Origin of the sequence: Halobacillus naozhouensis (genome assembly GCF_029714185.1) — a bacterium.
Lineage (GTDB): Bacteria > Bacillota > Bacilli > Bacillales > Halobacillaceae > Halobacillus_A > Halobacillus_A naozhouensis.
In genome coordinates, this window is the sequence record NZ_CP121671.1 from 432330 (window position 1) to 454479 (window position 22150).

General features: G+C 39.8%; 22 protein-coding genes. 16 read left to right on the plus strand and 6 right to left on the minus strand.

Translation table 11 applies throughout. The features are described from left to right. Positions 1-4 precede the first annotated feature (4 nt). Genes thiL through tsaD form a run of 5 tightly spaced genes read left to right on the plus strand, consistent with a single transcriptional unit; the run spans position 5 to position 3597 of the window. Positions 5-976 (plus strand): thiamine-phosphate kinase, encoded by a 972-nt coding sequence (gene thiL / locus P9989_RS02440; RefSeq protein WP_283077240.1) that lies wholly within the window; start codon positions 5-7, stop codon positions 974-976. A 1-nt stretch (position 977) separates the two neighbouring features. Continuing rightward, positions 978-1433, plus strand: coding sequence for a tRNA (adenosine(37)-N6)-threonylcarbamoyltransferase complex ATPase subunit type 1 TsaE (tsaE, locus tag P9989_RS02445; RefSeq protein WP_283077241.1), 456 nt, complete (start codon positions 978-980; stop codon positions 1431-1433). Continuing rightward, positions 1430-2116 (plus strand): tRNA (adenosine(37)-N6)-threonylcarbamoyltransferase complex dimerization subunit type 1 TsaB, encoded by a 687-nt coding sequence (tsaB, locus tag P9989_RS02450; RefSeq protein WP_283077242.1) that lies wholly within the window; start codon positions 1430-1432, stop codon positions 2114-2116. The genes tsaE and tsaB overlap by 4 nt, the downstream gene beginning before the upstream one ends. Continuing rightward, a complete protein-coding gene (gene rimI, locus P9989_RS02455; protein WP_283077243.1) occupies positions 2117-2563 on the plus strand; it encodes a ribosomal protein S18-alanine N-acetyltransferase in 447 nt (148 codons plus the stop codon). Beyond that, complete coding sequence (gene tsaD, locus P9989_RS02460; RefSeq protein WP_283077244.1) at positions 2560-3597, plus strand: tRNA (adenosine(37)-N6)-threonylcarbamoyltransferase complex transferase subunit TsaD; 1038 nt, start codon at positions 2560-2562, stop codon at positions 3595-3597. Before rimI ends, tsaD begins: the two co-directional genes overlap by 4 nt. Before the next feature lie 325 nt (positions 3598-3922). Here the strand turns inward: tsaD and abc-f are convergent, their stop codons facing one another. Then, on the minus strand, positions 3923-5857 hold the full coding sequence (abc-f, locus tag P9989_RS02465; protein ID WP_283077245.1) for a ribosomal protection-like ABC-F family protein: 1935 nt from the start codon (positions 5855-5857) through the stop codon (positions 3923-3925). A gap of 155 nt (positions 5858-6012) precedes the next feature. Here abc-f and moaC point away from each other — a divergent pair, with 155 nt between their 5' ends. Then, complete coding sequence (moaC, locus tag P9989_RS02470; protein ID WP_283077246.1) at positions 6013-6507, plus strand: cyclic pyranopterin monophosphate synthase MoaC; 495 nt, start codon at positions 6013-6015, stop codon at positions 6505-6507. Between the two features lie 4 nt (positions 6508-6511). Further along, positions 6512-7156: a redox-sensing transcriptional repressor Rex gene (locus tag P9989_RS02475; protein WP_283077247.1), complete on the plus strand. Its 645-nt coding sequence runs from the start codon at positions 6512-6514 to the stop codon at positions 7154-7156. Positions 7157-7230: 74 nt separating this feature from the next. On the opposite strand, the gene P9989_RS02480 is transcribed toward P9989_RS02475, so the two are convergent. Then, a complete protein-coding gene (locus P9989_RS02480) occupies positions 7231-7416 on the minus strand; it encodes a hypothetical protein (protein WP_283077248.1) in 186 nt (61 codons plus the stop codon). A 151-nt stretch (positions 7417-7567) separates the two neighbouring features. On the opposite strand from P9989_RS02480, the gene P9989_RS02485 reads away from it, so the two are divergent. Then, positions 7568-8980 (plus strand): MDR family MFS transporter, encoded by a 1413-nt coding sequence (locus tag P9989_RS02485; RefSeq protein WP_283077249.1) that lies wholly within the window; start codon positions 7568-7570, stop codon positions 8978-8980. An 80-nt stretch (positions 8981-9060) separates the two neighbouring features. Here the strand turns inward: P9989_RS02485 and P9989_RS02490 are convergent, their stop codons facing one another. Both P9989_RS02490 and P9989_RS02495 read right to left on the minus strand, forming a co-directional pair. Further along, the gene (locus P9989_RS02490) at positions 9061-9258 is read right to left on the minus strand and encodes a YdiK family protein (protein WP_283077250.1); all 198 of its coding nucleotides are present in this window, start codon (positions 9256-9258) and stop codon (positions 9061-9063) included. Further along, positions 9259-9972 carry a CPBP family intramembrane glutamic endopeptidase gene (locus P9989_RS02495; RefSeq protein WP_283077251.1) on the minus strand — a complete coding sequence of 238 codons (714 nt, stop codon included), beginning with the start codon at positions 9970-9972 and terminating at the stop codon, positions 9259-9261. 372 nt (positions 9973-10344) lie between these two features. On the opposite strand from P9989_RS02495, the gene groES reads away from it, so the two are divergent. The 4 genes from groES (at position 10345) to P9989_RS02515 (ending at position 14564) form a co-directional block, all read left to right on the plus strand. Next, positions 10345-10629, plus strand: coding sequence for a co-chaperone GroES (groES, locus tag P9989_RS02500; RefSeq protein ID WP_079525677.1), 285 nt, complete (start codon positions 10345-10347; stop codon positions 10627-10629). Between the two features lie 62 nt (positions 10630-10691). Next, the gene (gene groL / locus P9989_RS02505; protein ID WP_283077252.1) at positions 10692-12329 is read left to right on the plus strand and encodes a chaperonin GroEL; all 1638 of its coding nucleotides are present in this window, start codon (positions 10692-10694) and stop codon (positions 12327-12329) included. Between the two features lie 601 nt (positions 12330-12930). Further along, positions 12931-13515 (plus strand): recombinase family protein, encoded by a 585-nt coding sequence (locus tag P9989_RS02510; RefSeq protein WP_283077253.1) that lies wholly within the window; start codon positions 12931-12933, stop codon positions 13513-13515. 308 nt (positions 13516-13823) lie between these two features. Continuing rightward, entirely contained in the window at positions 13824-14564 is a 741-nt protein-coding gene (locus P9989_RS02515; RefSeq protein ID WP_283077254.1) for an alpha/beta hydrolase, read from the plus strand. Between the two features lie 98 nt (positions 14565-14662). On the opposite strand, the gene pdxR is transcribed toward P9989_RS02515, so the two are convergent. Further along, positions 14663-16135, minus strand: coding sequence for a MocR-like pyridoxine biosynthesis transcription factor PdxR (pdxR, locus tag P9989_RS02520; RefSeq protein WP_283078811.1), 1473 nt, complete (start codon positions 16133-16135; stop codon positions 14663-14665). A gap of 269 nt (positions 16136-16404) precedes the next feature. Between pdxR and P9989_RS02525 the strand changes: the two genes are divergently transcribed. Continuing rightward, entirely contained in the window at positions 16405-17343 is a 939-nt protein-coding gene (locus tag P9989_RS02525) for a DMT family transporter (RefSeq protein ID WP_283077255.1), read from the plus strand. A gap of 157 nt (positions 17344-17500) precedes the next feature. Here P9989_RS02525 and P9989_RS02530 read toward each other — a convergent pair whose 3' ends face one another. Next, the gene (locus P9989_RS02530; protein ID WP_283077256.1) at positions 17501-18070 is read right to left on the minus strand and encodes a recombinase family protein; all 570 of its coding nucleotides are present in this window, start codon (positions 18068-18070) and stop codon (positions 17501-17503) included. Positions 18071-18988: 918 nt separating this feature from the next. Between P9989_RS02530 and ltrA the strand changes: the two genes are divergently transcribed. The 3 genes from ltrA to P9989_RS02545 all read left to right on the plus strand — a co-directional run bounded on the left by ltrA (position 18989) and on the right by P9989_RS02545 (position 22116). Next, positions 18989-20782, plus strand: coding sequence for a group II intron reverse transcriptase/maturase (gene ltrA / locus P9989_RS02535; protein WP_283077257.1), 1794 nt, complete (start codon positions 18989-18991; stop codon positions 20780-20782). A gap of 533 nt (positions 20783-21315) precedes the next feature. Next, the gene (locus P9989_RS02540; RefSeq protein ID WP_283077258.1) at positions 21316-21600 is read left to right on the plus strand and encodes a hypothetical protein; all 285 of its coding nucleotides are present in this window, start codon (positions 21316-21318) and stop codon (positions 21598-21600) included. Positions 21601-21792: 192 nt separating this feature from the next. Then, positions 21793-22116, plus strand: coding sequence for a hypothetical protein (locus tag P9989_RS02545; protein WP_283077259.1), 324 nt, complete (start codon positions 21793-21795; stop codon positions 22114-22116). The last annotated feature ends 34 nt before the right edge of the window (positions 22117-22150 follow it).

Sequence of the window (22150 nt, forward strand, 5' to 3'; positions counted from 1 at the left end):
TTATATGGATGAGTTTTCTTTTATCGATTCAATTAAGCCTGACAGCTACCGTCAATCTTCGCTTATTAAAGGAATTGATGATGATGCTGCTGTTTTTCGGCAAAATACACAAGATATTGTTACGGCTGTAGACACAATGGTTGATGGAATTCACTTTTCACGGGAAACTATGGAACCTTATTCCATCGGCTACCGAGCATTAGCAGCCAATCTAAGTGATTTGGCTGCTATGGGGGCAGAGCCTGCCTTTTTCATGGTATCGATTGTTATTCCATCGGATTGGGCAGAACAAGAGCTGCAAGAGGTGTATCGTGGAATGGCTTCTCTCGGTGATGGATATAGGATGGATATGATCGGGGGAGATACAGTATCCGGGAAAGAATTCGCGATCTCCATTACAGTGTTCGGGTATGTGGAAAGAAACAAGGCACGGTATCGCACGGCAGCTCTTCCCGGGGATATCCTTTTTGTAACGGGGACGTTGGGCGATTCGAGAGCTGGTCTTGAATGTATAAATAAGAAAATAGACAACGAGTATTTGATACAAAGACATTGTCAGCCCTCACCTCGGATTACTTTTGCTGAACAATTAAGTTCATTCAACAGAGTAGCTTTGAACGACGTGAGTGATGGGATTGCTAGTGAGGGAAGTGAAATTGCTGAAGCTTCGTGTGTGGATCTACATATAGCTTACGATTCTATCCCTTATCATTCCTCCATAGCTGAGCTTTTTCCTAACCAATATCAGGAATGGATACTATCTGGCGGTGAGGACTTTGAACTGCTGGGTACAATTTCAGAGCGTGAATGGCCGGAAGTTCAGCAAAAAGCCGAAGAGCTAAATCTTTCAGTGACGAAAATTGGATATGTCTCGGAGGCACGAGAGAGCAAAGGTCTGGTATACTTAACCATGGATGGTCGGACTGAACGGTTAGAAAAATCGGGCTACACACATTTGCAAGAAGGTCGTGATTAAGGTGAAAAGATATGAATGGACGACAGCGTCTGAAGGGGAAACAATTCTCTTTTCGGAGAAGTTAGCTGAGTACTTAACTCCTGGAGATGTGCTGACACTGGAAGGAGATTTAGGTGCAGGTAAGACAACGTTTACGAAAGGACTTGCGAAGGGTCTAGGTGTTACACGCACGGTAAACAGCCCGACGTTTACCATTATAAAAGAGTACATGGGAAGAATCCCTTTATATCATATGGATGTATATAGACTTGAGGATAGTGATGAAGATTTAGGTTTTGAGGAATTTTTTGAAGGAGACGGAGTGACGGTGGTTGAGTGGTCTCAATTTATTAAAGAGTACCTGCCTGACGAAAGGTTAGATATAACTATCGAGTACCTGAGTGAGACGGAGCGGAAAATAAAGTTGCAGCCGCACTCTACCCACTTCGAGGAAATTTGTAAGGAGATTAAAAAATGAATGTATTAGCCATAGATACATCAAATTATGTAATGGGTGTTGCGGTTATAAAAGATGGAGTCGTAGCCGGTGAGCTTGTCACGAATATAAAGAAAAATCATTCTCTACGGCTGATGCCGGCGATTGAACAGCTTATGAGCGAGACAGCAACTAAACCTGAAGAACTTGATCGTATTGCTGTTGCCCACGGGCCTGGATCCTATACTGGAGTCAGGATTGGTTTAACGACAGCCAAGACGATGGCCTGGTCACTGAACATTCCAGCTGTCGGCATATCAAGTCTAGAAGCTGTAGCAAGGCAAGGTGAACTATTCGATGGTTATATTTGTCCTTTTTTTGATGCAAGAAGGGGACTGGTGTACACAGGTTTGTATGACGGGAATATGAAGCTTGTTAAGGATGAAGTGAATATTTTGATGGATGATTGGCTGGACCAACTAAAAAACTTGGATAAGCCAATTCTGTTTTTAAGTCAGGATATTCAGGGGTTTATGGAAACGATTATGGACGTCCTCGGGGAGAGGGCAGTTTTTCCAAATGCAGCTTTCAACTATGCTCGGCCATCTTTAATCGCATTAGCAGGTATAAAGAAAGACCCGGATGATATCCATGGGCTTGTCCCTAACTATTTACGCTTACCAGAGGCAGAGGCTAAGTGGCTTGCGGAGCAGGAGAAGAAGTAAATGGTGATTATACGGAAAATGCAGGTTGATGATATCGAGCAAGTGATGACAGTAGAGCATGCAACATTTGCTGTTCCCTGGACCGAAGATACATTTAGGAATGAAGTCAATGGCGAGAATCCGTATGCTCACTACCTTGTAATTGAGCAGGATGGGACGATTTTTGGCTACTGTGGTCTATGGCTGATTATTGATGAAGCGCATGTAACAAATATTGCGATCCATCCTGATTATAGAGGGAATGGATATGGAGAACAGCTTTTTCGCAAGTCATTTGAAGAAGCGATTGAAATGGGTGCGATTCAATTAAGTTTAGAAGTGCGTGTATCTAATACAGCAGCACAGCATCTCTATCGTAAGTTTGGGCTTGTCCCTGGAGGCGTTCGGAAAAATTATTATACAGATAATGGTGAAGATGCATTAGTGATGTGGGTGGGGTTAAAATGAAGCAAGATCAATACGTATTAGCGATTGAAACAAGCTGTGATGAAACGGCGGTAGCCATTGTGAAGAATGAACGGGAGTTAGTAGCTAATGTCGTCGCTTCACAAATTGAGAGTCATAAAAGGTTTGGGGGAGTGGTCCCTGAGATTGCCTCAAGACACCATATAGAGCAAATTACATTAACATTAGAGGCTGCCCTTGGAGAAGCAGAGCTTGAGGCAGATGAAATCGATGCGATTGCGGTTACGGAGGGTCCAGGTTTGGTGGGGGCGTTGCTCGTTGGTGTGAATGCAGCAAAGGCGCTGGCTTTTGCTAAAGGTAAACCGCTTGTTGGGGTTCATCATATAGCCGGACACATCTATGCTAATCGCTTAGAGAAGGAATTTACGTTTCCTGTGCTGTCTTTAGTAGTATCAGGCGGACATACTGAGCTGATCTTAATGAACGAACACGGCTCCTTTGAAGTAATTGGCGAGACAAGGGACGATGCGGCAGGAGAAGCCTATGATAAAGTAGCACGCACACTTAAACTTCCTTACCCAGGCGGACCTCATATCGACAAGTTAGCAGCTGAAGGGGAGGATGTTCTTAACTTTCCACGAGCCTGGCTGGAGGCAGATTCTTATGATTTTAGTTTTAGTGGATTAAAGTCTGCAGTTATCAACAAGTTGCACAATGCCAAGCAAAAAGGAGTGACTCTTAAACCTGAGGATGTAGCTGCAAGTTTTCAGGCAAGTGTCGTAGATGTGTTATCCACAAAAGCATATCGGGCAGCAATAGATTATGGAGTAAAACAAATCATTGTAGCTGGAGGTGTGGCAGCCAATCAGGGGTTGAGAAATGCACTTCATGAGAAGTTCGAGGGAACTGATACAGAACTGTTAATTCCTCCTTTACATTTATGTACGGATAATGCTGCAATGATTGCTGCAGCAGGGGCTGTAGCTTTTAAACAGGGACACAGAGCGGGTTATGATTTGAATGCAAATCCCGCTTTGAGTTTAGAAAGATACGGTCAACGAAACGACGATGATTAGACATGATAAACTTTCCTTTGGATAGCTGAAGGAAAGTTTATTTTTGTTAAGAGGTTATACACATATGCATAATTATACAGTGGATAAGTGTGGACAGGAAAGAATATAATTTAGATGGTATCGTTATCAAAAATGTGGATAACTAAGGTTATTTTTGTGGATAGTGTGAATAAAGTTGTTGAGAACTGATATATCAATTGAGTAATCCTGAATAAGCTGTGGATAACGAAAAGCAGCTCATGCGCATATATACATCGAATATGGAAATGAAAACCACCTCAGGTCATCCATAATCTGGATGACCTGAGGTGGAAATTAGTGGGTTTTACTCATGGAGTTGTTCCCATTCTTCCATGAGGGTTTCGATTTGTTGTTGATAGCTTTGATTGCTTTCGGTAAGTTCTAGAGATTTCTCGTGATCTTGATAGATCTCGGGATCGCACAATAAGGATTCGATTTCCTCAATTTTAATCTCAACTTCTTCAATTTGTTGTTCAATTTCAGTAATTCTACGTTGGCGTTTTCGCTCTTCTCGCTTATTGGCTTTATCCTGTTGAAAGCTATTTTTAATTTGCGCTTCTCCAGAATCCCCTGTGGCTTGCTGGGCCGCTTCTGCTTCCTCGAGCTGCTGGAGTTCCAGTTCCTCTTGTTTCTTCTGAACATAGTAATCATAATCACCGAGGAATGTCCGTGTTTCTTTCGGATGCATTTCAACAACTTGAGTAGCTATTTTGTTTATAAAATAACGGTCGTGTGAAACGAACAGCAGCGTCCCTGGATAATCAATAAGAGCCGACTCCAGAACTTCTTTACTATCAAGGTCCAAGTGGTTCGTCGGCTCATCAAGGATGAGGAAATTAGCTTCTTGCATCATGAGCTTAGCCAATGATAAACGCGCTTTTTCTCCACCGCTTAAAGCAGAAACCGGCTTCAGCACATCATCTCCGGAGAACAGGAAATTGCCGAGTATCGTCCTGATATCTTTTTCATTTTTCAAAGGATAATCATCCCATAGCTCGTTCAATACAGTCTTCTTCGAGTTCAGATTCGTTTGTTCCTGATCATAGTAACCAATTTGAACATTGGTCCCAAGCATCATTGTACCACTTGCTTTTAATTCCCCGATTATGGTTTTGAGCAAAGTCGTTTTTCCGACACCATTTGGTCCGACTAAGGCAACGGAATCTCCTCGCTGTAAATTCATCGATAAATGATCAAATAACATAGGAGAATCAGGGTCGTAACGAAAAGAAAGATCATTCAGTTTCAATACATCGTTACCGCTTTTCTTATTCACTTGAAAGCTAAAGGTAGCGGAGGATTGGTCTGTTTTCGGCTTTTCGAGCTTGTCCATTTTTTCAAGCTGTTTTCTGCGGCTTTGCGCACGCTTACTAGTCGTGGCACGCACAATATTCTTCTGGATAAACTCTTCCATTCGCTTGATTTCTGACTGCTGTTTCTCAAAACTCTTCAATTCAAGTTCATAATCGGCTTCTTTCTTTTGCAAATAATTACTGTAGTTACCGTGGTATTTCTTTGAACCTTGATGGGCAATTTCATAAACCGTGTTCACGATCTTATCTAGAAAATATCGATCATGGGAAACGATGACAACGGCCCCTTCATACCCTTGCAAATAACCTTCTAGCCAGGACAGGGTTTCAATATCCAGGTGGTTAGTCGGTTCGTCTAGGATGAGAACATCAGGTTTCGTTAATAACAGTTTTCCAAGAGCCAGCCGTGTTTTCTGGCCGCCACTTAAGGAAGTGATCGGCGTATTCCAATCGAAATCATGGAAGTTTAATCCGTTTAGCACAGCTTTTATGTCTGCTTCATAGTGATAGCCGCCTGCTCGTTTAAAATAATCTTGGCGCTCATCATAGCTTGACAACAATTTCTGGTAGGCCTCATGGTTATCGAACAGCTCCGGATCTGCCATCTCTGCCTCCATGTCCCGTAATTCTTTTTCGATCCCTTTTAAATGGGCAAATACTTTCTCCATTTCATTCCAAATCGATTCCTCAGAATCCAGTCCAGTATTTTGAGCCAAATACTCCATCGTCACATCTTTAGGCTTGAAAATATCACCAGAATCATAGCTCAATTCTCCAGCCATCATTTTTAACAGAGTACTTTTACCAGACCCGTTTCTGCCAACAATGGCAATACGGTCATTCATTTGTACTTCCAGTTTAATATTCGATAAAATTAACTCAGCCCCAAAACGCTTCGTTAATTGATTTAATTGCAAGAGAATCATGTCGTTTCACCTCAATGGATTAAGTGTATCTTATATGGGTCAAGAGTAGCAAGACGGGGAACTTCTATTTACAAACGCGTCAACGACTTTGAGTTGATTTTTTGGTAGAATAAGAGTACTGTTTCATTAACTGATTTGGCAAAAGGAGTTTGGACATGGCTGAATTTACTCATTTTAATGACCAGGGACGCGCCAGAATGGTCGATATATCTGAAAAAAATGATACGGTTCGGACCGCTGTAGCTAAGACAAGTGTGAACGTGAATGAATCGATTTATCATAAAATAAAAAACCAAACGATGGCAAAGGGTGACGTATTAGCCGTGGCTCAGATTGCCGGCATCATGGCAGCGAAAAAGACGCCGGATTGGATCCCGATGTGTCATCCGCTTTCGTTAAAAGGGATTGACGTTCGATTTGACTGGCAAGTGAAGGATGGATATCAATTGCTGATCGAAGCAGAGGTGAAAACGAAAGGAAGCACCGGTGTAGAGATGGAAGCTTTAACCGCAGCTTCGGCCACAGCTTTAACGGTATATGACATGTGTAAAGCTGTGGATAAAGGAATGGTGATCGGTCCTACTTATCTAGAGGAGAAGACAGGTGGAAAGAGCGGAGATTACCGAAGAGAAGACGGATCGAGGAGGTAGAGAAATGGATGTAGAGCATACGAAGATTCCACAGGCGACGGCGAAGCGACTGCCGTTATATTATCGTTTTTTGAACAATCTGCACAGCCAGGGAAAGCTGCGTGTCTCCTCGAAAGAGCTCAGCGAAGCTGTAAAAGTCGATTCGGCTACGATCCGCAGGGATTTTTCCTACTTTGGAGCGCTCGGAAAAAAGGGCTATGGATATAATGTAGAATATTTGCTTTCTTTTTTCAGAAAAACATTGGACCAGGATGAGACTACTAAAGTTGCCCTAATAGGAGTCGGAAATTTAGGGACGGCTTTTCTAAACTATAATTTCACGAAAAATAATAACACTAGAATAGAGATAGCCTTTGATGCAAGTCAGGAAAGGATCGGAGAAGAAGTTGGCGGCGTGCCTGTGAAGCACATTGATGACTTAGAACAATATATGAAGGAGATAGATGTTGCGATTTTAACAGTCCCTGCCTCAGCAGCGCAGGGAATTGCCGATAGATTGGTGGAAGCGGGAATATCAGGCGTGCTGAACTTTACACCGGCTCGGATTACAGTACCCACAAGCGTCCGGGTTCATCATATTGACCTGGCCATTGAACTGCAGGCACTTGTGTATTTTCTAAAGCATTACCCTTTAAAAGAAGAAGAGTAGGATCGTACGGTAAGGTTCTATTTATCAAAATATAGAGACCGCTCTTATGGAGGCGGTCTCTTTATACTTGAGAATTACTTATTTATGAGAGCTTTGACACCAAGGTACAGCAACGCCAATGCGAAGACGATAATAGCAATTCCGCCGATAATATTAAAAAAGCTGACGATTCCAGCGGTAATCACAGATGAGGTTGGTAAGTTTGCTAAGGCGAAACCTGCTAGAATGCAGGCCAGGTAAAGCAAAGCCAATTGATACATGGTATCCCCTCCTTTTTGGATAGTATATGAACACTACTCATTTATGTGATTGAACCCATCTTTCTCCTATTTCATTAATGAGGTTAATGCCTATAAGGAATGGGTATAAACTGAATAGTTCGTATGTCTAAATAAGAAGGGAGGGGAAAGAATGAAGAAATTGTCTCACAAATGGCTGGTCGTCGTTTCTGTTCTCTTTGGAACATTTACAGTTATTTTAAACAACAGTATGCTTAATCCCACACTGCCAAGGTTCATAGAAATTTTTGACTCCAATGCAGTGTCCGTCGGGTGGATCCTGACGATTTTCATGGTGTCAATGGGAATGACCATGCCGTTAACGGGATACTTTGGAGATCGTTTTGGAAAAAAGAAAGTGTATATAACGGGGTTATGCATCTTTATTGTGGGATCTTTATGTGGGGTATTCTCGCAATCACTAGGCATGATCATTTTCTCGCGGGCTATCCAGGGAATGGCTGGCGGTTTAATGATGCCCATTGCGATGGCCCTGATTTTTAATTCATTTCCCCGCCAGGAGAGAGGGCTGGCAGTTGGAGTGTATGGGGTAGCAGCCATGGTTGCCCCGGCAATTGGACCGACAGTCGGCGGTTTTATTATTCAGTTCCTGGACTGGCCCTGGTTATTTGTCTTTAACATTCCATTTGGTCTGATAGGGCTTGTTTTGTCTATGAAGTTTCTTGAACCGACCGAAACCAATCCGGAAAAGCGATTTGACTATATTGGATTTATTATCATAACAGTTGGAATCGGATCAATTTTGTATGCATTAGGAAGAGGACGCAGCATTGAGACATTAGGAGATCCCTTAAATATAGCCCTGATAGCCAGTGGACTGGCAGCACTAGTTGGATTCGTTTATTACGAAAATCGTCAACAGGATCCATTGCTTAACCTATCAGTGTTTAAAGTCCCGACTTATACGTTTTCGATTGTTGTCACCTCCTCTGCTTCCATCGGGCTATTCTCAGGAATATTCTTATTGCCGTTGCTTATCCAAAATGTGTACGGTTTATCGGAAGTCATGACAGGACTCTTGTTTCTCCCGGCTGCAGTGGCAAGTGGTATTTTCATGTCCATTGGAGGACGCCTGCTTGATAAAAAAGGTCCTAAATATGTCGTGCCACCCGGGCTGGCCATCATGGCTGGAGCTACGTTTGGACTTGGGATGCTGCAGCTCTCCACACCATATTGGCTGATCCTCGTCCTTAATACGATTCGCGGATTAGGAATGGGAATGGGGAACATGCCTGCTACAACGTCAGGAATGAATGCAATTCCTGAAAGTCTCGTCGCGCAAGGATCTGCTATGAACAATATCATCAGGCAAATTTCCTCGTCACTCAGCATTGTTTTCTTTTCGATTTATTATGAAGTGAGGCGGGCACAAATTGCAGCTGCTCCGGACGTTGGGATGCAGGCTGCCACATTGCAGACATTGAATGAAGCGTTCCTCGTCTCTGCTGGCGTGCTTACTCTCGCAATTCCTTTTTCCTTTATTTTAAAAGGAGTGCAGAATGATCAACAAACAGAAAGAGTTTAATAAAAAGAACCGCTTGAAGAGCAGGATACTCTTTAAGCAGTTCTTCTTAGTTCTCCACTAAATGATTCAGGATTTAGGAATTACTTATTAGCTTTTTTTATTTTCATGTAGGTGATTATTAAACGAATCGTGACCGCGAAATTAAAAGTGGCAATGAGGGCAGGAAGTAAAGTTCTGAAATTCCATAAACTCTCTTCCGCAGAGTGGGCGGCAATATAGGTGAAAGCCACCCCCATCGCAAAGTAAAGAAGAGCCATAAATATCGGTGACATCCTCATCTACATTAGCCCTCCAAACAGAATCGTCTGCAACTGTTCCTGCATACGGCGAATTTCTTCTTCGGAAATAAAGAATTGAGTAAACACAACGAAAGAATTCATCGCCATGTGAGCAATTATGGGTGTAATAATGCTCTTTGTTTTGATGTACAAGAAGGCAAACACAACGCCCATGGAGAAATAGACAAGCATATGCTTAAAGTCAAAGTGGAACGCCCCAAATATGAGCGCTGATACTAGAACAGCAACAAAAAAGTTAGACCTTTTGTAAATAGAACCAAAGATGACTTTACGAAAGATAATTTCCTCTGTAATAGGAGCAAATACAACAGGCAGAAGAATAAACAATGGAGACTTCCTTGCGATCTCCATTAAATTCATCGTATTTTCGGACCCAGCCGGAACCCCGAAGATTTCCGTTTCTATCAGGGCGGCTATTCCTTGAGAAAATAAGGCAAGAAATACACCTAGAATCGACCAAAGCACAATCTTTCCAGGACCAGATCGATCTTCCCGTAAGGAAGCCTGTTTCATATCTTTCTTTAATAAACCCAGCATGATGATGGTGGCGATCGTAAAGCTGAACACTGACCACACTGCAATAGCATCAGATCTACTCAGGTCAAAAGCAAACACTACAAGCGGCATTCCAACGATCGCGGATAGCTGAGTAATCACATAAGTAAGAATAATTAACCAATATCGTTTAGGCATCTAGGCACGGCTCCTTTTTCCAATTATAAAAAATAAACTGCTTCCGTTCATCTATAGATCTAGTCACAAGTAACATTCATACAAAGTAGTGTTTTTAAATCGGGCAAGGCCTAAGAGAAGCTTACCCTTTGTTGAAATAGGTGTAACATGATTTACCTTATGTATTTTATCATAGTTTAAAAACCACGAGGAAGGATAAGGGGTCAGCCCGATAAAAAATTTGTTGAAAATTGCTGATAAAAAATCTATTTTTTTTACTTGAAAAACGGAGATGAATTGATTATGATAAGAATTGTGTTAGCACTCAACATTACAGAGTGCTAATAACCGACACAAAACAAGAAACGAACCTTATTAAGGAGGGTGTCCTAATTGTTAAAGCCACTAGGTGATCGTATTGTAATTGAATTAGTAGAGGAAGAACAAACTACTGCAAGCGGTATCGTGCTTCCAGACTCTGCGAAAGAAAAGCCTCAAGAAGGTAAAATCGTAGCGGTTGGAACAGGTCGTGTAACGGATAACGGTGAGAAGATTGCACTTGAAGTTTCACAAGGTGATCATATCATCTATTCTAAGTTTGCAGGTACTGAAGTAAAATATGAAGGCAATGAATACTTAATCATTCGCGAAAGTGATATTTTAGCAGTCGTTCAGTAATATCTACAATGGGATAACCCATAGAGGATATCGATACGAATTTGATAAGGAGGGCATTTATAATGGCTAAAGAAATTAAATTTAGTGAAGACGCACGCCGCGCCATGCTTCGTGGTGTAGATACATTGGCAGATGCCGTAAAAGTAACACTAGGACCAAAAGGACGTAATGTGGTACTTGATAAGAAATTCGGCTCCCCGCTTATTACCAATGATGGGGTAACCATTGCGAAAGAAATCGAATTGGAAGATCACTTTGAGAATATGGGTGCACAGCTTGTATCCGAAGTTGCTTCTAAAACAAACGACGTAGCGGGTGACGGTACAACAACTGCGACTGTCCTTGCACAAGCTATGATCCGTGAAGGGTTGAAAAACGTAACCTCTGGTGCCAACCCAGTAGGAATCCGCCGCGGAATTGAAAAGGCAGTAGAAGTTGCAACAGAAGAACTTCGTAAAATCTCTAAGCCAATCGAAGGCCGGGAGTCTATCTCTCAAGTAGCTTCTATTTCTGCTTCTGACAATGAAGTAGGCCAGCTAATCGCTGAAGCTATGGAGCGCGTGGGTAACGATGGTGTTATCACAATTGAAGAATCTAAAGGATTTAACACAGAACTAGAAGTGGTTGAAGGAATGCAGTTTGACCGCGGATACGCTTCTCCATACATGGTAACAGACCAGGATAAGATGGAAGCTGTTCTTGAAGATCCTTATATCTTGATCACAGATAAGAAGATCAACAACATCCAGGAAGTTCTGCCTGTTCTTGAACAAGTTGTACAGCAGTCCAAGCCTCTTTTATTAATCTCTGAAGATGTAGAGGGTGAAGCTCTAGCAACACTTGTTGTCAACAAGCTTCGCGGCACATTTAATGCTGTAGCAGTTAAAGCACCAGGCTTCGGTGATCGCCGTAAAGCAATGCTTGAAGACATTGCTGTACTAACAGGCGGTCAGGTTATTACAGAAGATCTTGGCTTAGATCTGAAGAACACTACAATTGATCAGCTTGGACGTGCATCCAAAGCAGTGATCACTAAAGAAAACACAACAATCGTTGAAGGAAACGGAAACCCAGAGCAAATCGCTTCCCGCGTAGCTCAAGTCCGTGCCCAGGCTGAAGAATCTACTTCAGAATTCGATAAAGAAAAACTACAAGAACGTCTGGCTAAACTTGCTGGCGGCGTAGCTGTCATTAAAGTGGGTGCAGCTACAGAAACAGAATTGAAAGAGCGTAAACTACGCATTGAAGATGCCTTGAACTCAACTCGAGCAGCAGTAGAAGAAGGTATTGTTGCTGGTGGTGGTACCGCGCTTGTAAACATCGTCAAATCCGTTGAAGGTCTAGGCCTGCAAGACGACGAAGCTACAGGTGGAAGCATCGTGCTACGTGCTCTCGAAGAACCTGTACGCCAAATCGTACACAACGCTGGATTAGAAGGTTCTATTATTGTAGAACGTCTAAAAGGTGAAGCAGTAGGTACTGGATTCAACGCAGCTACTGGCGAATGGGTAAACATGGTTGAAAGCGGTATTGTCGATCCAACAAAAGTAACTCGTTCTGCTCTGCAAAACGCAGCATCTGTTGCGGCTATGTTCTTGACTACTGAAGCAGTCGTTGCTGATCACCCGGAAGAAGACAACGGCGGTGGCGGCGGTATGCCTGACATGGGCGGAATGGGTGGAATGGGAGGAATGATGTAGGGTATTTCCTACACTTTCTCCTAGCTTATTGTGAGGCTGTACAATGCATAAATAGTTAGTTGTTATAAAAGACTACTTCCTTACGTAAGGAGGTAGTCTTTTTGTGCTTTTAAATTTTTCTTTCTACATAAATTTGGAGCAGCTTCCCAAAAAACGGTGTTTTGGTTAACATAGTGTAAGAAGGCTTTCATGGGTGGTGGCTCATTCCCTTTTTAGAAAGGGGGTGAGGCTTTATGACGGTATTTTGAAATGATCTCGTTCGCAACTTAATCGTTGCCATACTGCTGCAAATACCCTATCTGTAAGCTTAGCCAGCAAGTAATTGTGGTAGTATAATTCGTGTGGAAAGATTTTAATGCTGTTAGTTCGTATGGAATTCCAACTCTAGTTGAATATTTATCTTAAACTACTGTGACTTCAGAGAAAAATACCTTTCATCTTGTGATGTCCCAGTAAGATTAAAATTGCTAAAGATCTTCCTTCTCTCCGTTAGATCAATGTGTTCAATTTGAGTACACCCTGTACAAACAAAACGAAATTCTGTAATATCAAGGTATAAAATGTTCATTCAGGGTTGTTCAACCCAATTGAGGTGAAAGTAATGATATTTGGCTATGCACGAGTAAGTTCCAATGAGCAAAACTTAAATCGTCAAATTAAAGAATTAGAAGCTTATGGTTGTGAAGATATTGTGATTGAAAAAGAGAGTGGTGTTATGTTTAGACCTGAATTTGAAAAGCTTTTACATCAGATTCGTAAAAATGACGTGGTTGTTTGTCATGATCTAACACGCTTTGGACGATCACAGATTCATATTTTACAAGTGATTCAAGAATTACGTGAAAAGAATGCAGGACTAGTCACATTAAAAGAGCGAATTGATACAAGAGAGGATAATCCATACAGTGACCTAATTGTCTCCATTTTCTCCGCAACAGCAGAGTTTGAAAGGAAAATGATTAAAGAACGGCAGCGTGAGGGGATTGAAATTGCCAAAAAGAAGGGCACTTATAAGGGTGGAAAGAAAAGATATCATGCGGGAGCTAAAGGAAAGGATAAAGTGATCTATGATGAAGTCGTACGTTTACTTAATCAAACAGAATCGGTGATAAACATTCATCGAAAGACAGGGCTTTCTCGTAATACGGTTTACTCCATTAAGGAGAGTAAAGAGAACGGTTCATAGTAAATTTTCCTCAACTCATGAAAAAAAGGAGATAATCAGGGGGTCCTACCAACAAAACGAGGAAAACATACGCTAAGCAAACTTCAACCTAAAAAAGTCGAATTCCCATACGCTAAGGAACCGACTTTTTACTTTGGCCTGTTAAGCTAAAGCACCCATTACTTTAAGTACACTTTTTCACAAGAAAAAATAGGTATTTAATGTTGCTTTGAAATAAAGTTTGATAAACCAACCCAAATGTTTTCAGATAAAATAAAGTATATAATACCAACTATAAAGAAATTCTGGATATATAGGGGTGGAAATGAATGGTGAAAGTCGTTCAACCAAAGTCTTTCTTATTAAAAGGCGGGAAAAAGGCGGTTTTATTATTGCATTCCTTTACTAGCAATACGGTGGATGTGAAAAAACTAGGAAGGTACCTGAATCAAGAAAATTATACTTGTTTCGCTCCGTTATATGAGGGACACGGATTATCCAGCGAACAATTACTTCTTAAGAACTCTAGTGATTGGTGGAAAAGTGTAGAAGGAGGTTACCAATTTTTAAAGAATGAGGGTTATCAAACTATTGCTGTAATTGGTGTATCATTAGGTGGCATTTTCGCTTTAAACGTAGGTCAAAAATTAAATGTTAATGGTATAGTTACGATGTCTGTTCCTTATAAGAGAGATGTAGACATGTTAAAAAGTCGTGTCCTAAAATATGCATTAACTTATAAACAATTAGAAGGAAAAGGCAAGGAGCAAATATCTCGTGAATTGGATCATTTAAAAGCATCTTCATTTAATAGTTTATTACAGTTTAAGGAATACATTGACTTAACAATGGAAGGATTGTCGAGAATTGAGAAGCCTATATGTATTTTATATGGAGAATTAGATGAAGTCTTATATAAAGAAAGTGCTGATTATATCTATCAAAATGTATCTTCGGAAAGTAAAAGTGTAAAGGGTTATTCCAATTCAAGACATTTAATGACATTAGGTGAGGATCAAGAAGAAATCCAAGCTGACATTTTATCTTTCTTAAACAATTTACAATGGTGATCTTTCAAGCACAAGAGAGAAGTAATCAACCGTAAACGGTTTGCTTATTTCTCTCTTCTTTCTAACAATCTGTTTTATTTTTCAAGGAATAACTCAATTTAAAAATTTGGCCTATTTTCACTTATTTTTTGGGATGAAATCGCAGCATGAAAGATATTACATAATGTTTTAATTCCATGTGTTAATAGTTCCTCATTTATATATGAGTAACTAATACGCAAATGATTATTTTCTTGCCCTACTGGATAACATGCTGATCCTGGCAAAAATGTTATCTGTTGGTTTTTTGCTTCTGATAAAAGAAGATGACTATCAATCCAAGAAGGCAAACTGATCCATAAATTTAATCCTCCTTCTGGTATCGTCCAAGATACACCTTCAGGAGAAAGACTTGTAAGTAAATCAAGAGCTAAATCTCTTCGGATTTTTAGAGCCGTCCTCAACTTCTTTGAGTGATCTATCATTCTTTTAGAGTTAATCAAGGGAAGAATAGCCTTTTGTGTAAGTAAAGGACTTCCTAAATCAGCATTTGCTTTTGCAGCTAATAAACGATTGAAAATAGAGCCAGAAGCTGTTAATATTCCTATTCTACAACTCGGAGCAATCGTTTTGCTCAATCCTCTTAAATAAATTACATTACCAAACTGATCCATGCTTTTAAGGGTGACAGGTGGTTTTTTTTCAAAATAAATCTCACTGCATGGATCGTCCTCCACAATAATACAATGGATACTCCCCGCTATATCAAGTAACTGCTTACGTCGTTTTAGAGACATAACAACACCTGTTGGATTATGAAATGTAGGAATCGTAAAGATAACTTTTGGTTTATGTTTTTCACACACGTTTTGGAGTATATCTATTCGCATTCCATCTTTATCAACAGGCACCGTAAGTATGGTAGCACCTCTTCCCCGAAAAATATCAATTGCCCCCGGGTATGTCGGTGCTTCCATTACCACCACATCCCCAGGTCCAACAAATGTACGTGCAATAAGATCTATACTTTGTTGAAGACCACTTGTAACTAAGATATTTTCTGGTGTAGAAGTAACCCCTGACCTTTTTAAATAGGCAGACATTTCACTCCTTAGTTGATTATCACCTTGAACATTCCCGTATATAGACAATAACTCTGGATTCTCCGAAAGAACCTGTTGTACCTCATGCTCAAAGTATCTGTTTGGAAGTAGTTTAGGATCTATCATGGACGATGAAAGGTGGACTTTTTGGGGAGCAATATGATAACGAGCAAACTGGGATCTTGGTAGATAATCTTGAAGTGATAATTGCCAATCGTATAAAGGTATTGCTTCTTCTTTCTTTTTCTCGCTAATTTTTGCTTTTACAAAAGTACCTTTTCCTTGGATAGAAGTAGCAAATCCATCTTGTTCTAATTGTTTGTACGCCTTGACAGCTGTAACCAAACTTACTTCCAGTTGTTTGGAAAGACTGCGTACAGAAGGCAACTTCGATCCCTCTTCCAAAAGTCCTGAACGGATTCGGTCAACAATAGATTGATATATTTGTTTAGATAGTGATTCCCCATTTCTTTGAATATCAATTTGCACCATAAATCCTCCTAAGTGTTATACATTTAGTTAGTGTTATAGATTTATTTCATATAGCAGATGTTAATATATTTATTTTAACACTTGAATGAAATTCATTCATACATAAGGATAAAACGCTATTAAGTAAGTCTTCATACAGAAGTTCCACAGATGAAAACACAAAGGATAAGTGTTATAAAAGTGTGTTGAGTGTTATACACACGTTAAAGTAATATAGCACTTATAGTTGAACATAGTATTACACTTGGAAAATGGAGGAGTAACTTGTGAATCAAAAACGCTTATTACTAACTTACGGTTTAGTATTTTTTGTTACAGCTATTTGGGGACTTAATCTTGTTATAATTAAAGTATTGGTGGAAGATTTACCCCCTCAAACAATGACAGCTTTTCGAATTATGATGGCTGGGATTACAGCATTAATCATAATCGTTCTGGGGAAATCATTTCGTCGTCTATCGAAAAAGGAATGGATCTATACATTATTTGGAATGTTATTCGGTGTCATCTTACACCACTTGCTTATAGCAGTAGGCTTAACAATGATTGATGCTTCGAATGCTTCTTTAATTCTTGCATTAGTTCCACTCACAACTGCAATACTTGCTGTTCTCTTTTTAGGTGAACAATTAACAAAATTACGAGTGATTGGTTTTATTCTAGCATTAACCGGCGTCTTCTTTATTCAGGGTGGATCATTCAGTAACATGCAATTATCTCAGGGAGAATTAATTTTATTTATTGCCATGTTTGTCCAAGCCATTAGTTTTATTTTCGTAAAAAAGGCAACAGAAACACTTGATTCAAAACATGTAACAACAATAATGTACCTAGCTGGCTCAATTGGATTGTTGATTATTAGTTTTATAATCGAGCCTGGAGGGGTCAGTGAAATGACTTCTGCATCTTTATTTACTTACTTTTTATTTATCGTATCAGGGTTAGTGGCAACAGGAATTGGATATATTGTTTTTAATGCAGCTATTCAGCAGATAGGTGCAGGACAAACAGCTATATTTAACAACTTTGTTCCATTTTTTGGTCTTGTATTTTCCGTTATTTTTTTAAATGAAACAATTACAACTTCACAATTAATTGGATTTGTATTTATTGTAGCTGGTGTTCTATTTGGTACAGGTTATATTGAAAAACTACGGGAGAAAAAACATAGACGGATTAATAATACTAAAAAGAGTGTGGGATAAACTATCTGGTTTCGTTATTAAGTACAAAACACAAAGAAACTATTAAAATCGCTTATGAAGTCGCAATTGATTTCGTAGGCATTTTTTTATTGCTGTAAGAGTATTTTGGCCAGTTAAACTAAACTGCTAGTTAGCTTAAGGTCTTTTGGAGTTAGCGTTATTTAGTATTATTATTCCGTTCTCCTAAGTATCTGTAGAAAGTAGCTCTACTTAAGCCGGTAGCATCCAATATCTCTTTAATCCTGTATTCCTTACTATCATACATGCGAAAGGCCATATCCAACTTGGATTGGTCTTTTTTTGGTCGACCACCTTTTCGTCCTCGGGATCTGGCAGCATCTAATCCGGACTTCGTTCGTTCAGAAATAATGTCACGTTCAAACTGAGCTAAACCACTAAAAATCGTGAAAACCAATTTTCCCATCGCTGTTGTGGTATCAATGTTCTCATTAATAGAAACAAAATTAATGCCTTTATCCTGGAAGCCATTGATTAGATCCACCAAGTGTTTTGTGCTACGACCAATTCGATCGAGTTTATAAACAACCACCGTATCTCCCTCACGTAGATACTTCATCATTTCCGCGAATGCCGGACGATCCTTTTTCGTTCCCGTGATTTTTTCTGAGTAAATATTTTTCTCTTCTACCCCATATTGCTTTAACGCGTCAAACTGCATATGTAAATTTTGATCTTTTGTACTTACCCGAGCATACCCAAATAACATATATTGTAACCCCTTTTGAAATTCATTACTTATATATTATCAAAAAGGTTATTAAGTGTATATATTAATACTTTGTTTATGATACGTCTTTTGAAACTGGAATTCCAAGGACAGAGAGCTAAATTTCCTCCTTCAGATGCTTATTATCAAAAACGAACGTTATTGATAAGGATATGGATCTTATGATTGAAAGGTGACTGTTCAACAAACGGGCCAGCGCGACAAGTTCCGCTATAAACGTCCCATGACGTGAACTGCGGGGAATCAGATGGATTCCAACTTTACAACCGAGGATGGGAATGACGGAACCATGTTTCCCGAAACTATCCCGTCAATACTCCTGCATGCGTTGTGACTGACAGGTTACAGGGTCTGAAGTACAGGTAGATTAGGCAGAACGAAGGCTGAAGCCACTCCTTCGGAGAAGGTATGCCAACGGATATGCCCAACGGCTGAAAAACTGGATATGGTGAGAATGGTTTCTAAGAAATGAAACTGACGAATAACCGAATATACAGGTCTAGAGTTTGAACATAGGGAAACTTATGTCCCATCCAACGATGGGGTGAGTGGTGTGTAGTAAAAATTGGCCCTATGAAACACGCTATACCGGACAAAGGCGGTATCCGGCTCACAGGCTTCCAGGGGACACCTAAGTTCAGTATGTATAGCTAGGTTGTAAGGGACTTGGAAAGCAAGGAACGTTGAAACAAGGACTGTCATCTGAAACGTTTGTCATAAGGCTTATGCCGAAAGACATTTATCCTTGTGAGGGTAGGGGCATGACTGATGAATTTCCTGTAATGGGAATGGAGGAACAGCCCCAAGTCTAATGAAATGAAAAGTTATTTTCCATACGTGCATTGCACCGGTCGGGTAGGAACGTGGGAACATCACTCCTATAGGGGGGATGCCACAGTGCAAGCTTTACGATATTGGGATTATTACGATATGACTAAGACGTTTACTGATTTGTATGATAAGAGTGGGAACCAACAATCTTTTTCACATCTTTACGATGTCATTATATGCAGAGAAAATATATTGCTCGCTTACCGTACTATCAAATCCAATAAAGGTTCCAAAACACCTGGAACTGACGGAAAAACGATAAATGACCTGAAAGAGTGGTCCGAAGAAAAACTGGTGATGAAAATCCGGAGGCAACTGGAAAATTATTGCCCCAAGAAAGTCAGACGAAAATGGATTGATAAAGGTAATGGCAAGCAAAGGCCACTTGGTATACCTTGTATTCTGGATCGAGTCATCCAACAAAGTTTTAAACAGGTACTTGAGCCGATTGCTGAAGCTAAATTTTACAACCACAGTTATGGATTTAGGCCCCTTCGTTCGGCTCACCACGCAATGGCGAGAGTCCAACAACTTATCAATTTATCTTCTTTTCATTTTGTAGTGGATGTTGATATCAAAGGGTTCTTTGACCATATTAATCATACATTGCTTATAAAGCAACTATGGAACATGGGAATTCAAGACCGAAAGGTATTGGCTTGTATTGGCAGAATGTTGAAAGCTGAAATAGACAATGAAGGGGTGCCCAATGAAGGTGTGCCGCAAGGCGGCATCTTATCAACTTTATTGGCAAACATTGTGCTTAATGACCTTGACCAATGGATAGCTGGACAATGGGAGTTCTTCCCTTTGACTAAACCTTATCAATCCAAAGTTGGCGAAAGATACGCCAAAAAGCGTTCTTCCCTCAAAGAAGGCTATATCGTCCGTTATGCGGACGACTTTAAAATTCTTTGCAAGGATGGAAAAACGGCGCAAAAGTGGTATCATGCTGCAAGACTATACCTCAAGGACCGTCTGAATCTTGATATTTCGCCGGAAAAATCGCAAATAGTAAATTTGCGAAAACGGGAGTCAGAATTTTTAGGATTTACCATCCGTGCCGATAAAAAGGGCAAAAGGCGAGTTGCCCGCACCGGTGTTAAAGAAGATAAAAAGCAAAAAATCAAGAAAGAAACGAAGAAACTGGTTCGAAGAATCAAAGCTTCGCCTTCGGCAATGAATGCATTGCTCTTTAACAGTTTTGTTTTAGGAATTCATCAGTATTTCAAAAGGGCTACCAAGGTTAATTTGGAGTTTTCACGTCTTGCCTATGACTTAGGTGCGTTCATCTATAACCATCTTAGACCAGTTGGTAAATATGGTCACCCGTTCCAACCACCACCGACTTATAAAAAGATGTATTATCATAACTTTAAAACATTTAAAATCGCTGGTATTTATCTATTTCCAATCGCGGATGTTAAAACGGTGAAGACCTTAGGATTCACTCCAAAAATGACGCCTTTCACCGAAGAAGGCAGAAACATGATACACAAAAAGTTACGTTCGGACATCCAAAGTGAAATAGGTACACTAATGAAATCCACACTTCCAAACCGAAGTGTGGAATACATGGATAATCGCATCAGTCGGTACAGTATGAAAATGGGGAGATGTGAAATTACAGGCCTAGAATTGCTTGCGACAGATGTCCATTGTCACCATTATGTACCGTTAACTCTTGGTGGAAGCGACCAATTTAATAACCTTCGTATCCTACACAAAGGGATACACAAGCTAATTCATGCCACTAATATAAAGATGATTGATGAACTTATACAGGAGTTTCAGCTTACTGGTGATATGATAAATAAGGTTAACCGTTTCCGAAGGAAATGTGAGCTTGAAACGATTTAAAAATCCCAAACAAAAAGTAACGAGGAACTTATGACTTAGTATATTTTGTTAGATGGAACGCGGAGTGCGAGGAAACCTGCACGCTCCGTGTGGAGCAGGGGAAAAGCTGGCGATAACCTCAAAGGCTTACCTATTGCTACTTTTCTGGAATAACTTATTGTTACAATGATGGAAATTTGAAATAATTGTTATTAGCTAATAGGAAGGAAAGCTGAGGAATTCTCAAGGAAGGGGTTAACTGGGTTTGAGTAGTTTTGTAATGAAATTCGTCAATTTTGTCATAGCTATTTTCTTCTTTGTATTATATTGGAATATTTGTGAGTATATATTTAACTCCTTTGTGCCTCTAAATCCAAAGACACATATTTTATCTCTGTTTATTATATTGCTTCTTATTCCACTTTCAATGATTTCTACATATGTGGTTGGTAGTACATATAAAAAACATAGGTGAGTAATCTCCATAGAATGACTATAAAAAAATAGTCCATTGCTGTTGAAGACTCAAGGAAGCTTTATATGGAGGTATAATTATGTGGGTAATATTTGGGGTTATTGCAATAGTAATAACTTTTATAAATCTTTATATGTATATAGCAGGAAAGGATTATAAGCTTGCTATGGCGCTAGGATTATCATTTACAGCCTTAACACTTTGTGCAGAATACAGTCTTGTATCTGAGTGGGTAAAAGCAGAAGATTGGTCAGCTTTAGGAGATGTAGTACCCGGTATGGAAAGGGCATTATGGTTTTTGACAATTGTTTCTATCTTACTAAATATAGCACCTATCCTTTTAGAACTAAAAGGTAAGAAATAGTAACTTATTGTCACATCATTTATATAATATGCAATTATTGTGTAAGTCTTTATGTGTAACTAACGGGTGCTTTAGTTGAAGATCAACTCGAGAGTATCTCGGATTCGAGTCTTCACGAAACGGGGGCTAATCTTGAATAATGGTTGGTTCCCATTTCTAAATACGAAAATATTGAACTAACGGAGCAGTTTAGTGAAAGAAGAAGATATTAAAATAGAGAGGATTGATAAAATAGCGATTGTTATAGGGTATTTAATTGCATTTATAGGTGCGCTTGTAGCTTTTCTGCTAAGCGTAGATAAACCAAAAAATAAAAAATATAAGGTATGGGGCATTGCTCTTATGGTACCAATTTCACCAGTTTTAGCTTTTGCGATAGGGTTAACCTATGCATTCATTGTAGAAAATGCTTGGGCAGGATTGATAATGTGGTATATTTTCCCCTTTATTTTCATAATCGGACTCGTTATGTTAATGGTTGGTATTTTCAAGAAAGAAGAAACAAAAATAGTTTGAGATCCTCAACTAAAGGATGCGTTAGTTGAACAAG

Excerpts from the sequence above, each read along its gene's own strand:
- thiL (WP_283077240.1), top strand. The coding sequence starts at position 5 with ATGGATGAGTTTTCTTTTATCGATTCAATTAAGCCTGACAGCTACCGT.
- tsaB (WP_283077242.1), top strand. The coding sequence starts at position 1,430 with ATGAATGTATTAGCCATAGATACATCAAATTATGTAATGGGTGTTGCG.
- rimI (WP_283077243.1), top strand. The coding sequence starts at position 2,117 with ATGGTGATTATACGGAAAATGCAGGTTGATGATATCGAGCAAGTGATG.
- tsaD (WP_283077244.1), top strand. The coding sequence starts at position 2,560 with ATGAAGCAAGATCAATACGTATTAGCGATTGAAACAAGCTGTGATGAA.
- abc-f (WP_283077245.1), bottom strand. The coding sequence starts at position 5,857 with ATGATTCTCTTGCAATTAAATCAATTAACGAAGCGTTTTGGGGCTGAG.
- moaC (WP_283077246.1), top strand. The coding sequence starts at position 6,013 with ATGGCTGAATTTACTCATTTTAATGACCAGGGACGCGCCAGAATGGTC.
- P9989_RS02475 (WP_283077247.1), top strand. The coding sequence starts at position 6,512 with ATGGATGTAGAGCATACGAAGATTCCACAGGCGACGGCGAAGCGACTG.
- P9989_RS02480 (WP_283077248.1), bottom strand. The coding sequence starts at position 7,416 with ATGTATCAATTGGCTTTGCTTTACCTGGCCTGCATTCTAGCAGGTTTC.
- P9989_RS02485 (WP_283077249.1), top strand. The coding sequence starts at position 7,568 with ATGAAGAAATTGTCTCACAAATGGCTGGTCGTCGTTTCTGTTCTCTTT.
- P9989_RS02490 (WP_283077250.1), bottom strand. The coding sequence starts at position 9,258 with ATGAGGATGTCACCGATATTTATGGCTCTTCTTTACTTTGCGATGGGG.
- P9989_RS02495 (WP_283077251.1), bottom strand. The coding sequence starts at position 9,972 with ATGCCTAAACGATATTGGTTAATTATTCTTACTTATGTGATTACTCAG.
- groL (WP_283077252.1), top strand. The coding sequence starts at position 10,692 with ATGGCTAAAGAAATTAAATTTAGTGAAGACGCACGCCGCGCCATGCTT.
- P9989_RS02510 (WP_283077253.1), top strand. The coding sequence starts at position 12,931 with ATGATATTTGGCTATGCACGAGTAAGTTCCAATGAGCAAAACTTAAAT.
- P9989_RS02515 (WP_283077254.1), top strand. The coding sequence starts at position 13,824 with ATGGTGAAAGTCGTTCAACCAAAGTCTTTCTTATTAAAAGGCGGGAAA.
- P9989_RS02530 (WP_283077256.1), bottom strand. The coding sequence starts at position 18,070 with ATGTTATTTGGGTATGCTCGGGTAAGTACAAAAGATCAAAATTTACAT.
- P9989_RS02540 (WP_283077258.1), top strand. The coding sequence starts at position 21,316 with ATGTGGGTAATATTTGGGGTTATTGCAATAGTAATAACTTTTATAAAT.